Here is a 21,407-nt window from a genome sequence, read left to right as displayed (position 1 = left end):
TGGTCGATGGAGTTACGAAAACCGATGTGCAGACAAGGCGTTAGCCGGGTGGTGACACCACCCCCTTTTATCTTGCCCTCCACGCCCATCACCCGTGCCCAGCCCCCTCGCCAGTTTCCCGACGATCCTGCAAACGCGCATTTCGACTGCGCCAACGACCCAGATAGCGCACCGGACCAAGCAGGTCGGAGACCGCGACTGGCCCGAAATATCGGCTGTCAAAAGAGGTCTGCACATCGGTGGAGACCAGAAAGACCTCGCCTTCGGCGAGGACATAACACCCGTCTTTCGACGGCAAGGATCGGCCCAGCGAGTTGCGCGTCAGCACGACAAGCGAGGGCCGATCCGGGGCCCTAACGCGGCGGCTGTCGTGACAAATTTGCTCGCCTTCCACGGCCCAGACCGTCTTGATAAGCGGCACATCGGGCGGCAGATATTGCCGCTCGATGGCCAGCGCAGCCGCCTCCGGCGGCGCAAAAGCGGCGACCAGCTCGTCCCGCCTTACAGGGCGGGACGGCTCGACGCGATACCATCCGACAGGCGCGCTGGGCGACGGATTGTAGAGCAATCGCGGCACGCTGGGGCGCACGATCTGGAAGAGCGCAGCACCGCAAAGCAGCGCCACAGACCCCATGCCCAGATAGCGGATCAACATGATGAGATCTTCGCCAGAGCGGGCATGTCCGCTCCGGTTTTAAGAGCCATCTGAACCGCGCGCCACTGGCGTATCGGAATTGACAGAGGACTTCGGTTCACGGCCTTCAAAGCATCGAGCCATGCGAAGATGCGCTCACATTGCGTGCGTGCTTTCGCGTGAACGAGTACTTCGACGCCGGGTAGGATGCCCGGTAATCGTGTCAGAGAACGACCGCCTTTCGACGCGCGACATACGACAATCGACCAGCTCTGCGTGCCGTATCTGTTGCCCTCCCAGCGCTCATAAGCGAACAGATCTCCAGGCCGAAACACCTGCAGCTTGCGCTGCCAATCGAGCCGGACACAGCGCGTCGGCACACCAAAGAGAATGCGGTAGTTGAGACGGTTCTTACGGTAGCGTTCCGTCACGACCGTAAGCGGATCACGCATTGTCACGGCTCGTCTCGATTACCCGATGGTCGCCCGCGTCGCGCGACTTAGACCACGCATCGAGCTCGTCGCGGTGATAGAGAACCTTGCCGCCATGCTTACGGTAATTCGGGCCGAGACCCTTCCACCGCATGTTATTGAGCGTCTGGGGTTCGAGCCGGAGATACGCCCCGGCCTCTTCGGGCGTAAGGTAGGGGCTGGGTTGAATGTTCGTCATGTGTAGTCCTTTCAGTTTCCAAAACCCGGCGACCCGAAGCCGGATTTATGAAAGGACTATATTCCTATTTTAATTGGTCTGAGGAGTCCCGGAATCGTTAACGCCGATTCCGATACCCTACAAATTGACGCGCACGGCGCATCTCTGCGAGCTAGAACGTGGCACTGCGAAGCAGGCCGCGATAGCCGCCTTCGACAAAAAGACGGCCCCGGTCCCGTGCCCGTGCGGCATAGTTCTTAAGTGACTTGTTGGCGGGCCATTCCGCGTCGATGCGAGCACTTCCGAAGAGGGCTACGGCGACATCCCGCAACGTGCCGCGTCCGCCGTCCAGCCTCATGGCAACGTCATAGGCCAGCAAGCCTTCCGCGAGCTTCAGCCGGTTCGGACGGCGTTTGGGGAGCGCGGCATCGACGGATCCCGCCTCATGTATGTTCATGATCTGCTGTAGCGTTCGAATGCGGTGACGCACGCCGTCTCGCCCGTCCAGCACGACCTCGATAGGCGTGTCTTCACTAAGTTCGGGACGGTCCTGTGTCGTCATCTGAATCCAGAAAGTGTGGCCGCCCAGACGAATATGGCGCAGTCCGTCGACCGTATCGAGGACCGTCGGACAACATCGCAGCGACCCGATGGATAATCCGTGATCAGATTGCTCTCCGTCTCCAGAGACTTCACCCAGGCGCACGCGCAGCGTGCCCGCCAAAAGCCCCGGCTCCCAGAAGACGGGCGCTTCGGAAGCGGGCAAATCCGGGTCGGCAAAGACGATCAGACCGAAGGTTTCAGCCTCAAGGCAGGGCTTCTCGGCGCGCAAGTAACGCAGACTGCCCCGCGCGTCTGTCGGCACGGGAACGCGGTTTTCGTGATGCGCCCATGCGGCGCGATAGGCTGGGTTGCGCCGCAACCCCTCCCACGCCCAAGCGCCATCCGACATCGCTATGTCTCGTTCCAGCCCCACAAACCTCGCCTCCTTTGCATCAGCCCGGTCTCGTCTCACCTTGAGAACAAAATAGGAACATAGTCCTATATTCGTTAACACCAAGGAGTCAAATGCGGCGAATATGCAACCGCCCGGCGTGAGGGCCGGGCAGTCGGGGTGGGTCTAGCCTGCCGCGTTCCAGAGGATGACGTGGCGGCCTTCCTCGCCTTTGACAGGGGCGATATTGGCGTAGACCTTGCGCGGCCCGATGGCGGGGTCGGCCAGGGTCAGGGAGATGTAGTCCCGTCCCGAGGATTTTGCCGTCTTCGTCCAGCCTGCGCCGATCGGGGCGCTCGAGCCGCCTGCCAGAACCCGGAAGTCCGGCTGGCGGCTGCCTTCGTCCTTCGCCGCGTTCTCGACGATGCGGATCGGCGTGGTGAGGGTCAGCATGGCGAGTGTGCCTTCAAAGCCCGTGTCGGTTTCCGTGATGTATCCCAGTGCGTTTGCCATGGTCGTTTTCTCCATAAGTTAGGGTCGCGAGGGCCCGATGCCCTGTTGACGATGACCGAAGAGAGCGGCGCGGCGGGGCCGCGTAACCGCTTGCGGCCGGAGCGCAGCGGAGGACCGGGCGGGCGGGCTTATTTGTCTCGCGAGGAATGCGCCCCCCTTTTTCGGGGCGCAGGGGAAATAAGTCTGCACGCCCGGTTTACCGGCCCCGACGTGTCGCTCAGGTCAAATCGACAACAGGGCATCGGGCTCTTGCGGCCCGTCTCGAACTTCTGGAGAGAGCGGCCTTGGCAAGGGGGCTGGGATGTCTGCACATCATGGAAACTCCTTGGACACGGGCCTTTGAAGGTGCGCTCGTCATGCGGATGTCTGCCCCTCACCCTGCCTGGATCCGCATTGGCGAGGGCGCATCCCGGCGAAGGTCGTGGGCTTGCCGCCAGACGAACTTCCCGGGTCTGGCGGGCCTTTGCGGGAAGAGCGCCACCAGCGGCTGCGGGCTGGTTGAAGACGGCAAAGTCCGGCGAACGGGACGGGCGTACATATCCCTGTTCTTGGCTGACCCTGTGGTTGGGCCGTGCCGAGGTTTGCGGCGATATCGACTTCGTCAAAGGCGCGACGGGCTGCCCTGACATCCTGTGGACTGCGGCAAGCCAAACCCGTCCCGATTGCCCGGCTCATTGCGCCGGGCGGTTACTTATGAGCCGCACATGACAACACCGCCCCCATGCGGGGAGCGGTGTGGCCCGGTTGCCGTGCGGTCTCTCGCACGGCTCCTGACGCTTTCCAAAGGAATGGAGAGAATCCTGCGAAAGCGATTAGGGGTTGCGACGCGACGGCGGCGCATTGTCTTGCTATGCGTCGGCTTTGAACGCCTTGACGACCTCCGCCGCGCCTTGCGCGGGCGGGCAGGTCCGGCGCTCCACATACCAGCCGGGGCGCGTCTGCATCCAGCGCGGACGCCAGTCCGGCTTGGCCTCCTCCGGCGTCACCCCGACCCCGGCGATGCGATTGCGCAGGGCCGTCTTCTGCTTCGTGCCCGGCTCGCTGACCATACTGTCCGCCAGCCGCTTGCCACCGATCTCACGCAGCATGGCGTTGAGGACTCGCTTGTCGCGCAGAATGTCAAAGAACGCATCATCCGGCGACCAGAGCGTGTCCATGTCTGGCGCGGTCGCCATGCAGACGGCTTCCACAATTGTTTTATCCGATGACAGCGTCTGGCTCATGGCGAGCGCCAACACACGCATGACGGTCGCGTCTTCCTGCGCTAGCATGGATGCGAACACAGCGGCGAAGTCGCCAGTAGCGAGGTGCTTCGGTTCGCCGTAGCACGGCGTTTCCTTTTCCAGACCGAGGCTGTCGAACACGGTCTGACGCTCCTCTGCCAGCCGAACGGCGGACACGCTCGCCGCCACGCTCTCGGTTGTCGTCTCCTTGCGGCTCGTCGTCTTGGTTGGCTCGCAGGTCCAGCGGTCGCTGCCCACCAACATATGCGCAACCACGACCCGCAAAGCCACGCCGGGCGCGTCCAACAGGCTGGCGCTGACGATGGCGTGGCGGTGCAGGCGAACATACTCCGCGATGGGGCCGGACATTTCGGGCTTGGCCATTGCGGCGGATGCCTTCGCGCTCGTGTCGTTCGGACGAACAATGGCGTCGATGCGGGCGATGTCACGCTTGTGTAACAGGCCGTCGCGGACGGTGACCGACCCGTCATGCCCAACCTCAATGAAGACGTGTCCGCCTGCTTCCTTGCTGCGTTTGCCATAGTCCCAGTTCGGGAAGCTCTCGCCACGTTCCAGCACTGTCACGTTGCCCCAGCCGTCCGCGCGCATTGCGTCGGCCTTGGCCGCAATGGCGCGGTTCTGGTGCTCCCAGAACAGGTCAGCGTCCTGAAAATAGCCGGAGCCTTCTTCGCGCCCGAACAGGTCGCTGATGATGTTGCCGGGGTAGCTTGCCACGTTGAACAGCGCCGCGCAGGTCTCGATACTGGCCCCGCCCGTCAGCCAGTCCTTGAGGTAGCTTTCCTGCGGCGCGTAATCGTCGCCGCGCCAGAGTTCCAGCCACGCGGCCTGCTGCTCGGCGGTCGCCATCGTCATGTAGCGCAGGCTGCGGTGGCTGATTTCCTCCGTTTCATACAGCGCGAGGATGTCGCCGTGAACGTTGGCGAGGGCCAGCACGCGCTTCACGCGCAAGGCCGTCAGGCCGAAGGTCGTGGCAATGCCCTCAACTGTTTCGCCCGCATCCGCCAGCGCCTTGAAGGCGGCAAGTTGCTCCATCTCGGTCGATGGCAGTCGCGCGACATTCTCCAACAGCGAGGCTTCCATCGCGGCGATGTCGTCGCCCGATTGCATGACCAGACAGGGTGCAGTCTGGGGCTGGCCCGTCTCGGCGGCGCGGCGCGTGAGAGCATACCAGCGGCGGCGTCCGGCGATGACGCCGTAGCCCTTGCCCTCCTTGCGCACGAGCAGGGACTGATTGACGCCGGAGGCCAGAACGCTCGGATAGATGTTATCAATATCCGGGGCGTCCTCGCCGTAGCGCATGTTCAACTTGCTGACATGCAAGTCCTTCAGGTCGATCATTTTGACGACTTTGCTGCCCTTGGGCGCTTCAAGACGGGGCGGCTGCGGCTTGGCTTTGGCTTTTGCCGTGCGTCGGGGTTTGCGTTGCGTCGGGGTCATCTCCTTTGCAGCAGGCTTGGCCGCGCGTTGCGGGCGGGTCTTGACTTGGGGTGCGGTCATGGTTGGGTCTCCATATGATCGATGAGGTCCAACAGGTCAGTCTGCGCTCGGCCCACCTCATCAAAGAGGCCAAGGTCACATGGGAGTTGCCGCGCGTTCGGGTTCCGACGCGGGCGCGAGGGATGGCGGGTTCTGGCAGTCAGGCGCTCGCCAAGGGTGACGGGCCGAACGCCGTGGATGAGCGTCTGCTCGCCCTCCTCGGTCGTCTCCGTCTGCAAGGGCGGGGTGTCAGGCTCCGTCGTGGCGCTCGGCGTCACGACGCGGATGATCTCGCGCCGGACCACGGCACGAGGTCCGCGCTGCCTAGCCTGCGCCGGGTCTTCCGTCTGCTCCGCAATCGCGACGCAAAAGCCCGCCTTCACCAGCCGTGCGATATAGGTTTCCGACGAGTGGACGGGGACGCCCGCCATCGGGATAGGCTGGCCGCGATGCTTGCCGCGCCGGGTCAGGGCGATGTCGAGCGCTGCCGACATGCGCTCGGCGTCCCGGAAGAAGACTTCGTAGAAGTCGCCCATGCGGTAGAGCAACAGTGTGTCGGACCCGGCCTCGGCCTTGATGGCGAGATATTGCGCCATCATCGGCGTGGGTGCTTGGTGTATCGGGGCGGTCATGCGAACGCCTCCGCATCCGCAAAGCCGCAACCCGCGCACAGGCTCGCCAGCGCGACGCGCGCGGCGTCCAGTGCTTCTGGCACAAGCCCGCGCGCGACTTCGGTCAGATAGGCGTTGTCATTATCGGGGTAATTGGCTTCAATGCCCCAAAGGCTCGCCGCGTGGTCGTCCAGCGTGACGCTCGCGCGGGACACGCAAACGACGATTCCGCAATAGAACCACTCATCCGCTTCCCATGCGTCCATGACCGCTTTGGCTGTCGCCTTGGCAGTCTTTAGGTCGGCGTCGGTCTTGCCCGCGCCGATAAAGCCGGCGTCCTGGGGGTCCAGTGTCGGCCAAAAGCCGTCTTGCCGCTGGTCTGGCGCGTCGGGGGTGTCGTCGCGCACCACGCGCGCGGTCACAGTATAGCCGTCCACCTGCGCCGCAATGGTGTCGCCTTCGCAGACAAAGCCGTCGAAAGTCTCAAGGAACGCCATGACTATAGCCCTCCCATCATTGCGACGATGCGACGGGCTTGGAAGTGGTGAAAGGGGACCGCGCGGTAGAGAGCGCGGCGCTGCTCGCGCCATTCGGCACTACGGTGCTTGTCTTTCAGGAAAGAGCGGGCGCGTCGGATGACGCTGCGGTAGCTCTCGTGAACGTGCGGGTTCAGCGTCTGGGTGTAGAGAAGATAATAGGGCATGGATCAATGCCCCCGGAAGATATGGATTTCGGCATGGCCCGACTGGACGGTGAACACGTCGCCGTTGATTTCCATGTCTCGGCCCATCGCCGCATAGTCGATGTAATGGCGCAGGCTCTCCGGGATGTTTGTCCCGCACTCGGTTGTCAGTTCCTCGGCATAATCCGCTAAGCTCTCGAACTCGCCGCAATAGTCTTCGAACGCCTTGCGGGCGTCGTCCAAGTCCTGCCCGAAGTGCTCCAGCACCTTCGCGCCCAGCTCGCCCAGTTCCTCGATGAACCCGGCAATGTCCGCGACGGTCTCGAAGCTCTGATATTCCTCGATGCGCGCGCCCTCGAACCCCGCATGGTCGTGGATGGCCCATTCCTCGGCGTCAGGCTCCGGGCTCCGCGCCAGCATGGCGCGGGTCGCGTCGCGCATGTCGTCGGCGTCATCGGCCCAAATCCAATCGCCGTGCAGAATGCCGGAATTGTAGCTAGCAAGGCAGGCCACATAGATGGCCGGACGGTCGCCGCTGGGGTTGGCGGGCGCGGGTCTTGCAGTCGTCAGGGTCCGGGCGGGCGCGGGCAACGACCCCGCGCCGCCGCCGTCAGGCGGCAGGCTGGCGGTTGCGGCAAAAATCGCGGGTTGCGGGCTGGTCATGGTCTCTCCTCCATCTCTGCTCCGCCCCGCGCAGTTTCCCCCGGCGGGAGGGTGGGGCGGCTAGGAAGGACGGGCAGGCGCGGGGCATCAGGGCGGGGCGCAAGGGTGAAAGGTAGGCAGGCGAAGACACACAGACGAACTTATGAACCCGGACCCTTGCGCGCCGACCGCCCCGTGCCATCCCGGTCTGCCGCCCCACCCGGACGCCGGGGAAACAAACACCTTTGAGGCTTTGAGAGACCGCTGACCCATCGACACCAAATGGGTATCCTCTAATCTGAAGAGGCAAGAAGACATGCCGACAAGACGCGCCAGCGGGCGAGCGGACCGACCCGCGAAGCGTGTCGCAAGCTGCTCGCGGCTCCCGCGCGGCAAGACCCTCGCGTCAGCGAGAGACGCGCCGAGCCGCCGCTGGAAAAGATCAGAAGCGCGAGGTCTCGCCGGCTGGCGCAAGGCGCCGTGTCGGTGGGTTCGAGCGCGGTGTCATTGCGAAGGCTTGAAGACCCCGCGGCGAGTGGCTTTCGAGTTTGCTCGAAAGCGGGAGCGGGATCCGTGCCGCGTCAGCGGCTCCGTCGGCCGAGCCGCGTTCGGCGCGCAAGGGACAGTCACCCGAAGGGCCGGGATCGCGCCGAGCGTAGCGAGGGGAAGCCCGGCGAGCGTCAGCGAGTATGGCCCGGTCCCGGCTTGCCGGGATGCGCCCTTACTAAGGCTGAAGATCAGTAGACCGGGACACGAGAGCTATCAGGCCTTTACGATCTGAGACTATGGTCGTTCGTATTCGGTACGCCGTCCAAGAGTGTCTCAAGCCGGATCCCTGTAAGCCAGCAGCCGCAGCGCATTGAACACCACGATGAGTGTCGACCCCTCGTGGATCAGAACAGCCGGACCGATACGTAAACCCAGCAACGTCGCGGGAATGAGGAAGGCGACAATCCCGAGGCTCGCCCAGAGGTTCTGGCGGATGATGCGGCTCGTCGCCCGGCTCAGTCCGACGGCGAAGGGCAGGGTTTCGAGATCATCGGCCATGAGCGCGATGTCGGCGGTCTCAAGCGCAACGTCCGATCCCGCTGCACCCATGGCGATGCCCACCGTGGCATTGGCCATCGCGGGGGCATCGTTCACGCCGTCCCCGACCATGGCGACACCTTGCTCGGAGCTGAGCGCCTTGATCTTGGTGACCTTGTCGTCCGGCATGAGGTCGCCAAAGGCGGTGTCCAGCCCGACCTCGCGCGCCACGGCATCGGCGACGTTCTGGTTGTCGCCGGAGATCATCATCATCCGCTTAATGCCCAGCTCTCGCAGTTTCGCGATAACGGGCTTGGACGCTTCGCGCGGTGTGTCCATGAGACCGATGGCACCCAGATAACTGTCGCCCTGCCGCACGATCATGGTCGTGCGTCCATTTTCAGACAGACGTGCCACGCTCGCCCGCAAATCGTCAGGCAAGGGCAAACCGGGGACTTCCGAGAAAAGCGCGGCCTTGCCGATATGCACGGTCTGGCCTTCGAACTCGGCTTTGACGCCGCGTCCCGTAATGCTTCCAAAGCCCGATGCCGTGTCAGGAATGGATGGCAAACGGTCCGCCGCGTCACGCACGACGGCCTGAGCAAGCGGGTGATCGGACAGGGTCTCCACGGCAGCACTGACACGCAGGAGCTCTTCCTCCGTCACGCCGCCATAGGGCTGTATATCGGTCAGGCGCGGTTCGCCTTCGGTCAGGGTCCCGGTCTTGTCGAAGGCGATGGCGTCGAGCTTGCCGAGCGATTCCAGGGGCGCACCGCCCTTGATAAGCACACCGCCGCGCGCGGCACGGGCCACGCCGGAGAGAATGGCACTCGGCGTCGCGATGGCCAGCGCGCAGGGACTCGCCGCCACCAGCACGGCCATGGCGCGGTAGAAGCTCTCGGACGGCGTCTCGTCCAGCACGATGAAGGACAGCGCGACGAGAACGGCGAGCACGATCACGGACGGCACGAAGATGCGTTCGAACTTCTTGGTAAAGCTCTGTGTCGGGGACTGCCGGGTTTCGGCCTCGCTGACCATCTGCACAACGCGCGCAAGCGTGGTCTCGCCTGCGAGTTGGGTCACCTGAATATCGAGGCTGCCCGTGCCGTTGATGGACCCGGCAAAGACGCGGCTGTCCGCCGACACGCTATCAGGACTGGCGGCGGCGAGCGCGGTATCGGAGACGGGCTGTTTGTCGACGGGCGCGCTCTCGCCCGTGATCGGCGCTTGGTTCACGGCGCTCTCGCCGCGCACCACAAAGCCGTCGGCGGGCAGGCGCTCATTCGAGCGCACCACCACGATGTCGCCGATGACGAGTTGGTCGATCGGCACGGTAAGGGTTTCCGTGCCACGGCGCACGAGGGCTTCGTCCGGGGCGAGATCCGCCAGGGCCGTGATGGCGTTTCGCGCGCGCGTCATGGCGAAGTTCTCAAGCGCGTGGCCGATGGCAAAGAGGAAGAGCAGGAAGGCGCCCTCCGCCCATTCGCCGAGGATCGCCGCGCCCGTCGCCGCGACCAGCATGAGGAAGTCGATCTGAAACCGGCCCTGGAAGACGCTGCCCAGAGCTTCGCGCAGGGCGTAATAGCCGCCAAAGAAATAGGCCGCCAGGAGCGCGCCGAATGCGATGGGCTCGCCCAAACCGAATTTGGGGCCGAGCCAGCCGATGAGCAGAAAGACGCCCGCCAGAACCGCGAAGATGACTTCCGCGCGCGGACCGAGAATGCGGCTGATCAGATCGTCGTGATTATGTCCGTCGCCCGACCCGTGGGCTTTGCCCTTCCCGTGATCGTGGTCGTCCGCCGTGTGTTCAGCCCCCATGGGAATCCTAACTTCTTTTGAGAGCTCGAAAGAGCCGTACCTAATTTATTTTCGAAAACCATCCGTGAGGGAGGTGTGAGCTGTCTGCGCGTCTTCGTGCATGTCGCCATGCGCGTCGCGCAGGATTTCGATCCCGCCGTAAAGCGCAATCCCGGCCACGGCGATCCCGACCACGAGGTCGGGCCAATTGGCGCCTGCGAACAGGACGACGATCCCTGCGAGAAAAATGCCGCCATTGGCGACGAAGTCGTTGAAGCTGAAGGTGGTGGCGGCTCGAAGATTGACGTCGCGGTTTTGAAGTCTCTTCAGCAAGACCAAGCTGATGAGGTTCACGATGCCCGCCACGGCCGCCATGCCCATCATCATGATCCCAACGGGATCGGAGCCTTCGAGAAAACGCCGGACCGCATCGATGATGACGCCTGCGGAGAAGACCAGAAGCATGATGCCGGACAGGCGCGCCGCGCCGCGTTTCCAGACGCGGGACCGCGTGAGGGCCAGCAGGCTCAGCGCATAGACAGCGGCATCGGATGTATTGTCGAGGCCATTGGCGAAGAGTGCGTTCGAGTTGCCAATAAATCCGGTAATAAAAAAGCCGACGGCAATCGCGACGTTAAGCCAAAGCACGATCCAGAGCGTCTTGCGCTTTTCTGGCGTATCGACGTCAATGACTTCACCGCTCATGAAAAATCCTTCGAGAAATTATCCGATCTTTCAACGGCGAACGAGAGCATCGGTTGCAAAGTCACGCCGCAAGCTCGCGGCGGGCGTCGCGGATGATGAGGTAGGACGACTGGAGAAACAGGGCGGCGATTCCGAGCGCGACGACGGTGTCCGGCCAGGATGTGCCTATCCACCAGACAAGACCAGCGGCCATGATGACGGCGACGTTGCCGAGCGCGTCGTTTCGGGAAAACAGCCAGATCGCCCGCATATTGGCGTCGCCGTCCTTGAAGGGCAAAAGCGGCACGACCGAGACAAGATTGACGATCAGGGCACCAAGGGCGAACGCGCCCATGGACAGCGTCTCGACTGGCGACGGACTCCAGAACCGGTAGACGGTCGACACGACAACAAGCGCGCCGAGACCGCCGAGAAACAGACCTTGCAACAGGGCGGTCCGGGCACGCCACGCAGCAGGCCAGGCCAGCGCGATCAGTGCCAGAAGGCTGATCAGACCGTCGCCGAGAAAATCCAGCGCATCGGCTTTGAGGGCCTGCGATCCCGACAGCCAGCCACCGGCGAACTCGATGACGGCGTAGCCCAGGTTCAGGACGACAACGATCCATAAGGCTCGTCTGTAGGCCGGAGACCGGATGGCCAGATCGGTGTCGGCGCTGCACCCGCATGCGTCGGTCATGTCTGCGCCGCCCCGGACCAGCGAGGTCCGAAATAGCGCGCGACTCGCTGGGTATAGGTTCCGTAGTCGGCACCAAAGACCTGCCGGAGATGCGGCTCCTCGACCAGCACGACACCCGCATGGATCAGGATGAAGAAAATAATGACGAAGAGAAAAGCGATGGCGGATCCGCTGGCGACCGCGCTTCCCAGGAGAAGAAGATAATATCCGAGATATTGCGGATTGCGCGTCCAGCGATAGATACCGGATTCGATCAGCACATCTTCTTTCAGACCGTAGACCCGCGCAATATCGCCATAGGCGCGACGGCCCGCTGCAATGGCTGCGATACCGGACGCCATGAAGGCGAGACCGAGCGCGGTCGTGATCAAGCGCGTCTCATAGAGCGCTCCCCGGTCGAGCCAGCTCATTGCAAAGGTCATGAGCGCGTGGCCGTGCATCGCAATACCCGACCAGACCCCCATGAGAGATGTGAGATGCCCCCGGGTCCGAAAGCTGCGTTTGGCCAGCACGCCGAAAAGACAGGCCAGGACGCCATTGGCGATTATCAGGCCGATCAAGACGGTTTTGAGATATCCCGGTTCCATCATGTCGTATGCGCCTCTTGCTTCGGTGGACATCCTGGCTAACATCTACAGTCGCTGTAGAGGCAAGGGGAAAAAGTCATGGCAACGCTCACCATCGGAAAAGTCGCCGCAGCCACAGGCGTGAAAGTGACCACCATTCGCTATTACGAGTTGATCGGACTGCTCGCCGAGCCAGGGCGCTCGGATAGCGGGCAACGGCGTTACGGCAGTGATGCCATCGACCGGTTGAACTTCATCCGGCACGCCCGAGAACTTGGCTTCGATATCCCGGCCATTCGCGATCTCGTGACATTGCAGGATGATCCGGACAGAGATTGCGATAGCGTCGACGCTATCGCGAGGGACAACCTTGCGCGCGTCCGCAGTCGCCTGTCACGGTTGAAACTACTCGAAACCGAGCTGGAGCGCATGATCGCGAGCTGCGCGGGAGGCACGGTCGGAGCTTGCCATATCCTGCAGGTTCTTGGCGATCACACGCATTGCGCACCCAATGATCATGTCGGACATGGCGCGAAAGTTGGTCCCATTGAGCTTTAAGCCTGAAATAAGCCCTTGCCCCTCTAGTGGCTGGAGGGTGTAGGGCATCACCTCACCGTTGCACTCCGGGGCTCGTGAAACGAACCATGACCTCGAAGCGTATAAATTAAGGAAGTTGCGGTAGTCTGATTTCAATGAAGCGTCTTTTGACCGTCATATGCTCTGCGAGGGTCTGGATGACCCTTCTGCTCTCATCGCTGATGAGTGTGGGCGCGCTTGCGTCCGACATCCACCCGGTCGATCCGGCTGAAGCGCAATGCGAGAACAGTCAGTCCGGCCAAACATTGCATGCGTTAATCGACACAAGCCCTGTTGACGATGTTCCCCACGACGAGGGTGACGACGGCCATGACCACCACACTCATTCCTGTGGGTCGTGTCATATCCATCTGGTTGGCCAGGGGCTTGGAAGCGGCGGATTTACGTTGGTCGAGTTGGCCAAACCGCTTTTGGGACCCAACACCGCCGCACCTCGTGACGGCCCTTCCGAACTCTTCCGACCTCCCCGAACCTGATCCGATTTCAGCACGGCGCGCATCTGAGTGCCGCTTGTCCTGTCATCTGATTTTGTTTGAGGAACCCTTTTTATGTCCAGATTTTGCAAGAGCGCCGCAGGCGTTCTGCTGACGCTCGCCCTACCGGCTTGGGCGCTCGCATCTCCGTGCGACGGCACTCAGGTGTCGTCAACAACCGTCGCGTTCGATGGCGCACCCATTACCCTGCAGGCCGCGCTGTCGCGCGTTCGCGAAGCTTCGCCTGCCGTTCGCGCTGCGGCTTTGGAAGTCCGGGCGCGGGGTGCCGAAGCCGACCAGGCCGGGCGCCGTCTCAACCCGACGCTCGATCTCGAAATCGAGAATTTCGGGGGTTCCGGTTCGTTGGGCGGATTCGGCCAGAACGAGACGACACTCAGCTACGCACAGACATTTGAGCTCGGCGGCAAGCGCGCAAAGCGCGAACAGGCGGCACGCGCCAATCAGTCTCTCGGCCTCGCCGAATGCGAGGTCGTTTTGCGAGCGTCCGAGCTGCAGACCGCGCTCGTCTTCTACGAGCTTGTTGCGGCGATCGAACTCGCGCGCCTGGCGGAGGAAGCCAGCAGCCTTTCGCAATCCCTGTCCGAGACCGTGGACAAGCGCGTCACGGCGGGAGCGGCAGCACCGCCCGAACTGTCTCGCGCTCAGGCGGATGCCGCGAGCTTGCAAGCCGAAGCCGTTGCGGCCCGAGCGCGCGTCGAGACCTTGCGCTACGAGCTCGCTTCGCTCTGGGGCGAGCCGGCCCCTCGCTTTATCCTTCCTGTCGATCAGCTCCCGCAACCGGATAGGGCGGCCCTCTCGACAGCGTCTGCGACCGAGCATCCCTTGCTCGCGCTTGCGGACGCGACAGAGCAGCTTCGTGACGCCGAGCGTCGCTCCGCATTGGCGAACGGCACGCCGAACCTGACCGTCAGCGGAGGCCTTCGTCGGTTCGAGGGTTCCAACGACAATGCCTTCGTTCTGGGACTGAGCGTGCCGCTGCCCCTGTTCGACAAGAACGAAGATGCTGCGCGCGCCTCCGAGCTCCGGCGCGATGCGGCCCGAATGAATGCCGTCGCCACCGAAGCGCGTTTGCGCGCCGACGAGGCTGCGGCCCGTCAACAGGTCCGGGCCGCATCCGACAGGGTTCAGGTCTATGAGCAGACCGCCGTCCCGGCCGCCCGCGCCGCCTATGAAGCGTCCGTAAAAGGCTACACCGCCGGGCGCTTCGACCTCACGACCACGCTCGACGCCCGCAAGGGTCTTATCGCGGCCAATACCAGCGCGATACAGGCCCGGCGCGATCTGGCCGCCGCTCGCATGCGCTTGAACAGCCTGCTCGGCGCGGCCCCCTTCCAAGGTGACTTCCAATGACCCAATCTCATCTGAACGGCCTTTTCCTGGCCTTTGCCCTCCTGCTGAGCGCCTGCTCTCAACCTGTTCGTCAAGAAGGTGGCGTGACACCCAACACCGAACACGCGCATGACGACGTCCGTCATGATGACCATGGCGACGACGGCCATGATGATCACGACGCACACGACGATGACGACGATCATGAAGATGATGGCGATGTCGTCAGGATCGATGCCGAGGCGCAGACGGCGGCGGGAATCGAGATTGCGACGGCGGCGACTGCGCCCTTGTCCCAGACACTGTCCCTGCCGGCCGAAATCCGTTTCGATGCCGATCGCATGGCCAATCTCTCGCCGAGAGTCAGTGGTATCGTGGCACGGCTTTACGCTGGCGAAGGCGACATCGTCCGACGCGGCGACCGTCTTGCGCTGATTCAGAGCCGGGAGCTCGCGAGCCTGAAAGCCGAATGGCAAAAGGCGAAAACGCGCGAGTCTCTCGCTCGTAAGGCACTGACGCGCGAAGAGGCTCTGTTTTCTGACAAGATAACATCGGAAGCCGACCTGCAGGCGGCGCGCGCGGAGTTCGAAGCCGCACAGGCTGTGAGCGATGCGGCGGAGAACGAACTGCACGCCGCAGGTATCAGCGATGCCGCCTTGCAGCGCGTGGACACGGCCGCCGATGGCGACAATGCCAATTCATTTCTACTGGCCCCCATCGCGGGTCGCGTGGTGCGCCGCGCCGTCGCTTTGGGTGAAACGGTGTCAGCTGGCGACGCTGGCGCAGCACCGCTTTTCACCATCGTGGATGAGAGCGTCGTCTGGGCCGACATCGCCGTGTTCAAGGACGACATTGGGCGCGTGCGAGACGGTGCGCCCGTCACGCTGCGGGATACGTCGGGCCAGACGTTGGGGAACTCCAAGATCGCATTCGTTCTCCCCATTATCGACGAGAGATCGCGCACGGCAACCGCCCGCATCGTCGTCGACAATGCGGATCGCGTGTTCCGGCCCGGACAATTCGTGACGGCTGACATCTCGACGGGCCAGAGCTCACCGGTTTTACAGATTCCGGAGTCAGCCGTGCAGACCGTTGAAGGCAGGGCCTCGGTTTTCATGCCTTATGAAGACGGGTTCAAACCCGTCCCCGTGCAGACCGGTCAGCGCAGCCAGGGCCAGGTCGAGATTCTCGCGGGTCTCAGGGCCGGAGATCGCTTCGTGTCCGCCGGGTCGTTCACACTGAAATCGCAACTCGAAAAAGACGCCTTTGGTGGCGGACACGATCACTGAGGACGCGAAGATGCAAACCCTGATGCACAAGATTGCCGGAGGCCGCTTGCTTGCGGTCATCGCGGCACTGGCCCTGACCCTGGGCGGCCTGTTCGCCTTCCGCGCGCTGCCCGTCGATGCCTTCCCGGATGTGACACCGTCGCTGGTCCAGGTCTTCACCGAGACGGAAGGCCTCGCCCCGGAAGAGGTCGAACGCTACGTCACTTTCCCCATCGAGACGGCAATGGCGGGCCTGCCCAAGATCGACAATATGCGGTCCGTGTCGAATTTCGGCCTGTCGGTCGTGAACATCTATTTCGAGGATGGCACGGACATATATTTTGCGCGCCAAGTTGTCGGCGAAAGGCTGGCCCAGGCGCGCGAGACCATCCCGGAAGGCTTTGGCGAACCGAAGATGGGGCCGATCTCCACGGGTCTTGGCATCATCCTCTATTTCCGACTGGAGGATCAGACCGGCACGCGCAATCTCGTGGAAATGCGCGAGATCCAGGACTGGATCGTGAAATATCAGCTCCAGACCGTGACGGGCGTGACCGAAGTCCTGTCGCTCGGCGGATATGAAAAGCAATATCAGGTCAACCTCAACCCGGACGCGCTCCTGTCCTATGACGTTCCGATCGACGCGGTGATCGACGCGCTGGAGAAAGGCAACCGCACGGAAGGTGCGCAATTCCTCGAATTGGGTTCCGAGCAGTACACCATTCGCGGAGTCGGACTCGCGCAGTCGGTCAAAGACCTTGGTGAGATCGTTGTGTCCGTGACGGATGGGCGCCCTATCCGCGTGCGTGACCTGGGCCGGGTGGAGATCGGCGGCGGTGTCCGACAAGGTCTGGCAACGGCCAATGGCGAGGGCGAAGTCGTCGCGGGGCTGGTACTCAAACTCTACGGGACGAACACGTCCGATGTCATCAAACTGGTCAAGACGCGGTTCGACGAGATCAATGCGACCCTGCCCGAAGGCGTCGTGGCCATCCCCTATTACGATCAGGGCACTTTGGTGAACAAGGCCGCTGCAACGGTGACGACGGCTCTGTGGCAAGGCGCGCTCCTGGTCGCGCTGGTCGTCTTCATCTTTCTAGGTGGCTGGAGGCCGAGTCTCGTGGTCGTTCTATCCATTCCGTTTTCCGTCGGCTTCGCATTCATCGCCATGCAGATGCTGGGCATCAGCGCCAACCTCATGTCTCTCGGCGGCGTTGCGATTGCCATCGGCATGATGGTCGATGGCGCGATCGTCATCACCGAGAATGTGGACCGCGGCCTGCGCGAGGATCGATTGGACGCCGATCGACAGGACATCGTCGCGCGGTCCACGGCGGAAGTCGTGGCTCCGCTCATTGCGGCGGTCGCCGTGGTCATCGTCGTCTTCCTCCCGCTTTTCTCGTTGCAAGGCGTCGAGGGAAAGACCTTCCGGCCTCTGGCCGCATCGGCGGCGCTCGCCATGTTCGGCTCTCTGCTCTACGCTTTCTTCATCGCACCGCCCCTGGCGACCCTGTTCATGCGGCGGGGCCTAAAGTCCAAGGCGGAGCCCAGGCCTTCAAGACTGGCGCGCTACACGGCGCGGCTGTCCGGCGTGTTCGTGCGTCGGCGCTGGGCCGCCTTGCTGCTCGCGGGTGTCCTCTTGGTCGTCGGTGGACTGGCAGGCTCGCGATTGGGGTCCGAGTTCACCCCGGCGCTCGAAGAAGGCGACATCCTGCTGCGCATCACCATGGCCCCGTCGATCTCGCTCACCGAGGCCGCCAAGACGACGACGCAGATCGAGACCCGACTGCTTGCGGCCTTCCCGGAGATCCAGTCGGTCGTCACCCGCGTCGGGCGCGGCGAGGTCGGGGCCCATGCCGATCCGACCAATAGCGCCGAGAGCTTCGTCCAGCTTCATCCGCGAAGCGAATGGCGACCCGGCGTTACGCCGGAAGACCTGCGCACGGAGATCTCGGAAAACCTTGAGGCCTTCCCCGGCATCGTCGTCAATATCGGCCAGCCCATCGCCATGTCGGTCGATGAACTCCTGACCGGAACGCGGGCCGAGCTCGCCGTCAAGATCTTCGGCCCCGATAGCGACGTTCTGGCAGATGCGGCGCAAGACCTGACGGGCCTGTTGCAGCAGGTCGAAGGCGCATCCGAAGTTCAAGCCGATCAGGTGACGGGCTCGCCCCAGCTGATTGTGACGACCGACCGTGTCGCTCTGGGGCGCTACGGCTTGAGCGTCGATGATGCGCTCAACGCCCTGCGCGCCTCAGTCGGAGGTGCCGAAGCCGGTGCCTTGTTCGAGGGCGTGCGGCAGTTTCCGATCGTCGTGCGCCTTACGGAGGACAGGCGTGCGACGCCGGAGGACATCAGCCGGATCATTCTGGAGTCGCCATCGGGCGCGCGCGTTCCTCTGGAAGCCGTCGCATCCGTCGAACGCCTTATCGGTCCGCGACAGATCACCCGCGAGGACGGCGAGCGGTTCATCACCGTCCAGGCCAATGTGCGCGGACGTGACATCGGGTCATTCGTGGGCGAGGCCCAGGCGCTGACACAGTCCGAACTCGACCTGCCGCCCGGCTATCGTCTCGTCTGGGGCGGACAGTTCGAACTCCAGCAACAGGCCAATGCTCGGTTCAAGGTCGTCATCCCGATCACGCTCGCGATCGTGCTGCTCATCCTGCTGCTGACCTTCGGCCGGCTGCAATCCGCAGTGCTGATCCTGCTCAATATACCTCTGGCCCTGACGGGCGGCGCACTGGCTCTGTGGCTGACGGGCCTGCCCCTGTCCGTGCCTGCCACGGTCGGTTTCATCGCCCTGTTCGGTATCGCGCTCGGAAACGGCATGGTGCTGGTGAGCTTCATGGATGCCTTTGCGAGAGAAGGCCGCGACCGCGATACGCTGGCCATCGAGGCGGCGGGCCTGCGCGCTCGACCGGTCCTGATGACGGCGCTCACCACGGCGCTCGGTCTCGCACCGCTCCTCTTCGCAACCGGCGTGGGCGCGGAACTCCAGCGTCCCTTGGCGGTCGTCGTGACAGGCGGGCTGGTCTCTTCGACGCTCCTGACGCTTCTGGTCATGCCCGCACTACACCGTTGGTTTGCGCCGGGACATGACTTGCCAACTGTCTAGTCGAGGCGGTTGGCTTGGTCGGAAGGCAAGCGGTGCAATTTATAGGCTGGCGAGCGTGACCTAGCGTTTGAGCTTGTCGAAAAGGTCGACCAGTTCACCGACCTTGGCTTCGATATCGCCTGCATTTCCCTCGACCACCGAGTCGTGGATGCAGGTCTTGGCGTGGTTTTTGAGGATTTCGCTCTCAGCGCGGGCGAGCGCCGCCTTTACCGCCTGCATCTGCGTCAGGACATCGATGCAGTAACGATCGTCTTCGATCATGCGGATGATTCCGCGCACTTGGCCTTCTACCCGCTTGAGTTTGTTTATCGCTGATTTGCAGGCCATGGCGCATTCCTAGGTGGCCTGTGAGACCAGTGCAAGACGCCGACACGGTGTGGAACGATGACAGCTGAAACCGCGTATGATAAATATACCTACCCACCGTATCGAGAACGCCATGGACAATTTGGTTTTAGGGGATGAATATTCATCCAATCCAGTCTCCGCCGCAACGGGAAAGACGGCCGTGCTGTATCGCATGGTCATGCCAGGGCACACCTGCCCTTTCGGGCTGAAGGCGAAGAGCCTGCTGGAGCGCAAAGGTTTTACCGTCGATGATCGGCACATCACCACCCGGGAGCAACAGGACGCGATAAAGGCAGAGTTTGACGTGAAAACCACGCCGCAGACCTTCATCGAAGGCGAGCGGATTGGGGGTTACACGGATCTGAAGAAGCACTTCGGGCTGAAGGTGCTGGAAAAGGGCGAAACGACCTACACGCCTATCATTGCAATCTTTGCGATGACAGCGTTGATGGCCACAGCGATGGGAATCGGCCGACCCGGACCGACGCTGATGGGCTGGGTGGTGGACTTCATCGCCCTTTCAATGTGTGTGCTAGCGATCCAGAAGTTGCGTGATCTGGAAGGCTTTAGCTCGGGCTTCCTCGGCTACGACCTGCTTGCCAAGCGCTGGGTGCCTTATGCCTATATCTATCCCTTCGCAGAAGCCTTCGCGGGCATCATGATGCTCACAAATGGCTATGGCTGGGTGGGCGCACCCGTGGCGCTCTTCATTGGTGCGATCGGCGCCTGGAGCGTGTTCAAGGCGGTCTATATTGAGAAGCGGGAGCTGAAATGCGCCTGTGTGGGCGGCGGCTCCAATGTCCCGCTCGGGGCCGTCAGCCTGACCGAAAACGTCATGATGGTCGCCATGGGAGTCTGGATGTTGGCGAAGCTGATCACCTAATTTCGCTTAGGGCGTCACGTAGATATCGCCGATAATGCTTTCCGCCTTCGGAACGCCGGGAAACTCTTCAGGCGCTGCGCGGCGATCCGCGTCTTCCGGGGTCCGAGCCGGTCCGTTGGCCTTGATGTCGGCGAGCAGCCATTCCATCAGGGCGATCTCGTGCTCCTGCACTTCGACGATCTCGGCAGCGAGCTCGGCCACGCGGTAGTCGAAAAACTCGGCATTTGAACTGGTCATGACGGCGACCGAGTGGTGCGGGATCATAGACGTCATCCAGCTTTCATCCTGCACAGTGTCCTGGGAGCGCACGAGCCAGAGCGAGACCACAAACAGCAAGGCCGCACCTGCTACGATCAGCAGATTGTAGAGCTTGTTCTTGTACATGTTCAGCATGAAGGCGAGCATGACGACCGTCATGACCGAGGCCATGATGAACGTCATATAGGTGCGGATCTCCGACAGAACGACATGTTCGGCCCGGTCGATGTTGAGGAACATCAGAAAATACATCAGAACAGCCGATGTGCCGATCATCGAGAAAAAGACGAGGTAGTTTCCGTCTTTATTCATCTTGGCGTGACCCATTCGAGCATGATCTGAGGCAGTTTCGCTGATTTCCATGTTCTGGTGGGGCGCTTTGCGCACGTCGATATTGGCCATGGACTCTCTCCGGATCACGATCTCGTTGATACCCCTAACAGGTATCTTGCCCATATAACAGAAAAGCCCTAAACTGGTTCCGATGAGCGTGTTTGGAAAAATTGATACGACTGTGGTAGATCTCGCATAATGCGCGCGTTTGCCCATATCCTGACGGCCTTCATGGCTGTGCTGGCGCTGGCCCACCCGGTCATGGCATGTTGCCTGACCGGTGACGCGGCTGCCGTTCAGACCGCACCATCATGCCACGATGTGCCTGCGGCTCCGCTCAGCGACCACGACGATTGTGCAGACTGCGCCGACGAACCCGTCATCGAGCAGGCCGCGACATCGCTTCAAACGGTGAAATCGGACACGATAGGGCATTCAGCCATCGTGCCGGCTGCGGCTCGCCTTCCGGTCCGGGTTACTCCGCCGGCCACAGGGCCACCGCCGCGAAGTCCCGCGAGCCGGACCGGCCATCCCGCCAGCTCCCAGCGCCTTCTGATCTAGACTTCGGGTTCACCCCGGCCTTTCGTGCCGGATTGTTCACCCGTGTCTTCCGATCATTGGAGCG

At 62.6% G+C, this 21,407-nt stretch carries 22 protein-coding genes; 6 read left to right on the top strand and 16 right to left on the bottom strand.

The window, feature by feature from the left end; all coding sequences use genetic code 11:
* Positions 1-88: 88 nt before the first annotated feature.
* The 14 genes from AB6B39_RS07350 to AB6B39_RS07285 form a co-directional block, all read right to left on the bottom strand.
* Positions 89-655 (bottom strand): S26 family signal peptidase, encoded by a 567-nt coding sequence (locus AB6B39_RS07350; protein WP_371398739.1) that lies wholly within the window; start codon positions 653-655, stop codon positions 89-91.
* Positions 649-1,086 (bottom strand): DUF2840 domain-containing protein, encoded by a 438-nt coding sequence (locus tag AB6B39_RS07345; RefSeq protein ID WP_284369246.1) that lies wholly within the window; start codon positions 1,084-1,086, stop codon positions 649-651. Before AB6B39_RS07345 ends, AB6B39_RS07350 begins: the two co-directional genes overlap by 7 nt.
* Positions 1,079-1,303 (bottom strand): helix-turn-helix domain-containing protein, encoded by a 225-nt coding sequence (locus AB6B39_RS07340; protein WP_284369247.1) that lies wholly within the window; start codon positions 1,301-1,303, stop codon positions 1,079-1,081. Before AB6B39_RS07340 ends, AB6B39_RS07345 begins: the two co-directional genes overlap by 8 nt.
* Positions 1,304-1,454: 151 nt before the next feature.
* Complete coding sequence (locus AB6B39_RS07335; RefSeq protein ID WP_284369248.1) at positions 1,455-2,234, bottom strand: DNA -binding domain-containing protein; 780 nt, start codon at positions 2,232-2,234, stop codon at positions 1,455-1,457.
* A gap of 168 nt (positions 2,235-2,402) precedes the next feature.
* Positions 2,403-2,729, bottom strand: coding sequence for a DUF736 domain-containing protein (locus tag AB6B39_RS07330; RefSeq protein WP_284369249.1), 327 nt, complete (start codon positions 2,727-2,729; stop codon positions 2,403-2,405).
* Positions 2,730-3,577: 848 nt separating this feature from the next.
* Positions 3,578-5,470, bottom strand: a complete 1,893-nt coding sequence (locus tag AB6B39_RS07325; RefSeq protein WP_284369250.1) for a ParB/RepB/Spo0J family partition protein — start codon at positions 5,468-5,470, stop codon at positions 3,578-3,580.
* Complete coding sequence (locus AB6B39_RS07320; protein ID WP_284369251.1) at positions 5,467-6,081, bottom strand: hypothetical protein; 615 nt, start codon at positions 6,079-6,081, stop codon at positions 5,467-5,469. Before AB6B39_RS07320 ends, AB6B39_RS07325 begins: the two co-directional genes overlap by 4 nt.
* Positions 6,078-6,557, bottom strand: a complete 480-nt coding sequence (locus AB6B39_RS07315; RefSeq protein ID WP_284369252.1) for a hypothetical protein — start codon at positions 6,555-6,557, stop codon at positions 6,078-6,080. Before AB6B39_RS07315 ends, AB6B39_RS07320 begins: the two co-directional genes overlap by 4 nt.
* Before the next feature lie 2 nt (positions 6,558-6,559).
* Positions 6,560-6,763: a hypothetical protein gene (locus AB6B39_RS07310; RefSeq protein WP_284369253.1), complete on the bottom strand. Its 204-nt coding sequence runs from the start codon at positions 6,761-6,763 to the stop codon at positions 6,560-6,562.
* Positions 6,764-6,766: 3 nt separating this feature from the next.
* Entirely contained in the window at positions 6,767-7,405 is a 639-nt protein-coding gene (locus AB6B39_RS07305; protein ID WP_284369254.1) for an antirestriction protein ArdA, read from the bottom strand.
* 801 nt (positions 7,406-8,206) lie between these two features.
* A complete protein-coding gene (locus AB6B39_RS07300; RefSeq protein ID WP_371398738.1) occupies positions 8,207-10,228 on the bottom strand; it encodes a heavy metal translocating P-type ATPase in 2,022 nt (673 codons plus the stop codon).
* Between the two features lie 45 nt (positions 10,229-10,273).
* On the bottom strand, positions 10,274-10,912 hold the full coding sequence (locus AB6B39_RS07295; RefSeq protein ID WP_371398737.1) for a cation transporter: 639 nt from the start codon (positions 10,910-10,912) through the stop codon (positions 10,274-10,276).
* Between the two features lie 61 nt (positions 10,913-10,973).
* Positions 10,974-11,588 carry a cation diffusion facilitator family transporter gene (locus AB6B39_RS07290; protein WP_284369257.1) on the bottom strand — a complete coding sequence of 205 codons (615 nt, stop codon included), beginning with the start codon at positions 11,586-11,588 and terminating at the stop codon, positions 10,974-10,976.
* Entirely contained in the window at positions 11,585-12,178 is a 594-nt protein-coding gene (locus tag AB6B39_RS07285; protein ID WP_284369258.1) for a methyltransferase family protein, read from the bottom strand. Before AB6B39_RS07285 ends, AB6B39_RS07290 begins: the two co-directional genes overlap by 4 nt.
* A 75-nt stretch (positions 12,179-12,253) precedes the next feature.
* On the opposite strand from AB6B39_RS07285, the gene AB6B39_RS07280 reads away from it, so the two are divergent.
* From AB6B39_RS07280 to AB6B39_RS07265, 4 genes are all read left to right on the top strand, one after another.
* A complete protein-coding gene (locus AB6B39_RS07280) occupies positions 12,254-12,712 on the top strand; it encodes a MerR family transcriptional regulator (RefSeq protein ID WP_371398736.1) in 459 nt (152 codons plus the stop codon).
* A 587-nt stretch (positions 12,713-13,299) separates the two neighbouring features.
* The gene (locus tag AB6B39_RS07275; protein ID WP_284369260.1) at positions 13,300-14,595 is read left to right on the top strand and encodes a TolC family protein; all 1,296 of its coding nucleotides are present in this window, start codon (positions 13,300-13,302) and stop codon (positions 14,593-14,595) included.
* Entirely contained in the window at positions 14,592-15,863 is a 1,272-nt protein-coding gene (locus AB6B39_RS07270; protein WP_284369261.1) for an efflux RND transporter periplasmic adaptor subunit, read from the top strand. Before AB6B39_RS07275 ends, AB6B39_RS07270 begins: the two co-directional genes overlap by 4 nt.
* A 10-nt stretch (positions 15,864-15,873) precedes the next feature.
* On the top strand, positions 15,874-18,960 hold the full coding sequence (locus tag AB6B39_RS07265) for an efflux RND transporter permease subunit (RefSeq protein WP_348520138.1): 3,087 nt from the start codon (positions 15,874-15,876) through the stop codon (positions 18,958-18,960).
* Between the two features lie 60 nt (positions 18,961-19,020).
* Here AB6B39_RS07265 and AB6B39_RS07260 read toward each other — a convergent pair whose 3' ends face one another.
* Entirely contained in the window at positions 19,021-19,287 is a 267-nt protein-coding gene (locus AB6B39_RS07260; RefSeq protein WP_371398735.1) for a metal-sensitive transcriptional regulator, read from the bottom strand.
* A 112-nt stretch (positions 19,288-19,399) separates the two neighbouring features.
* Here AB6B39_RS07260 and AB6B39_RS07255 point away from each other — a divergent pair, with 112 nt between their 5' ends.
* Complete coding sequence (locus tag AB6B39_RS07255) at positions 19,400-20,191, top strand: glutaredoxin family protein (protein WP_284369264.1); 792 nt, start codon at positions 19,400-19,402, stop codon at positions 20,189-20,191.
* 6 nt (positions 20,192-20,197) lie between these two features.
* On the opposite strand, the gene AB6B39_RS07250 is transcribed toward AB6B39_RS07255, so the two are convergent.
* Positions 20,198-20,851, bottom strand: coding sequence for a DUF305 domain-containing protein (locus tag AB6B39_RS07250; RefSeq protein ID WP_284369265.1), 654 nt, complete (start codon positions 20,849-20,851; stop codon positions 20,198-20,200).
* Between the two features lie 129 nt (positions 20,852-20,980).
* On the opposite strand from AB6B39_RS07250, the gene AB6B39_RS07245 reads away from it, so the two are divergent.
* Complete coding sequence (locus AB6B39_RS07245; RefSeq protein WP_284369266.1) at positions 20,981-21,343, top strand: hypothetical protein; 363 nt, start codon at positions 20,981-20,983, stop codon at positions 21,341-21,343.
* Positions 21,344-21,407 lie beyond the last annotated feature (64 nt).

Origin of the sequence: Algimonas porphyrae (assembly GCF_041429795.1) — a bacterium.
GTDB classification, from domain to species: domain Bacteria; phylum Pseudomonadota; class Alphaproteobacteria; order Caulobacterales; family Maricaulaceae; genus Litorimonas; species Litorimonas porphyrae.
This window is presented reverse-complemented; position numbering and strand designations above follow the sequence as displayed.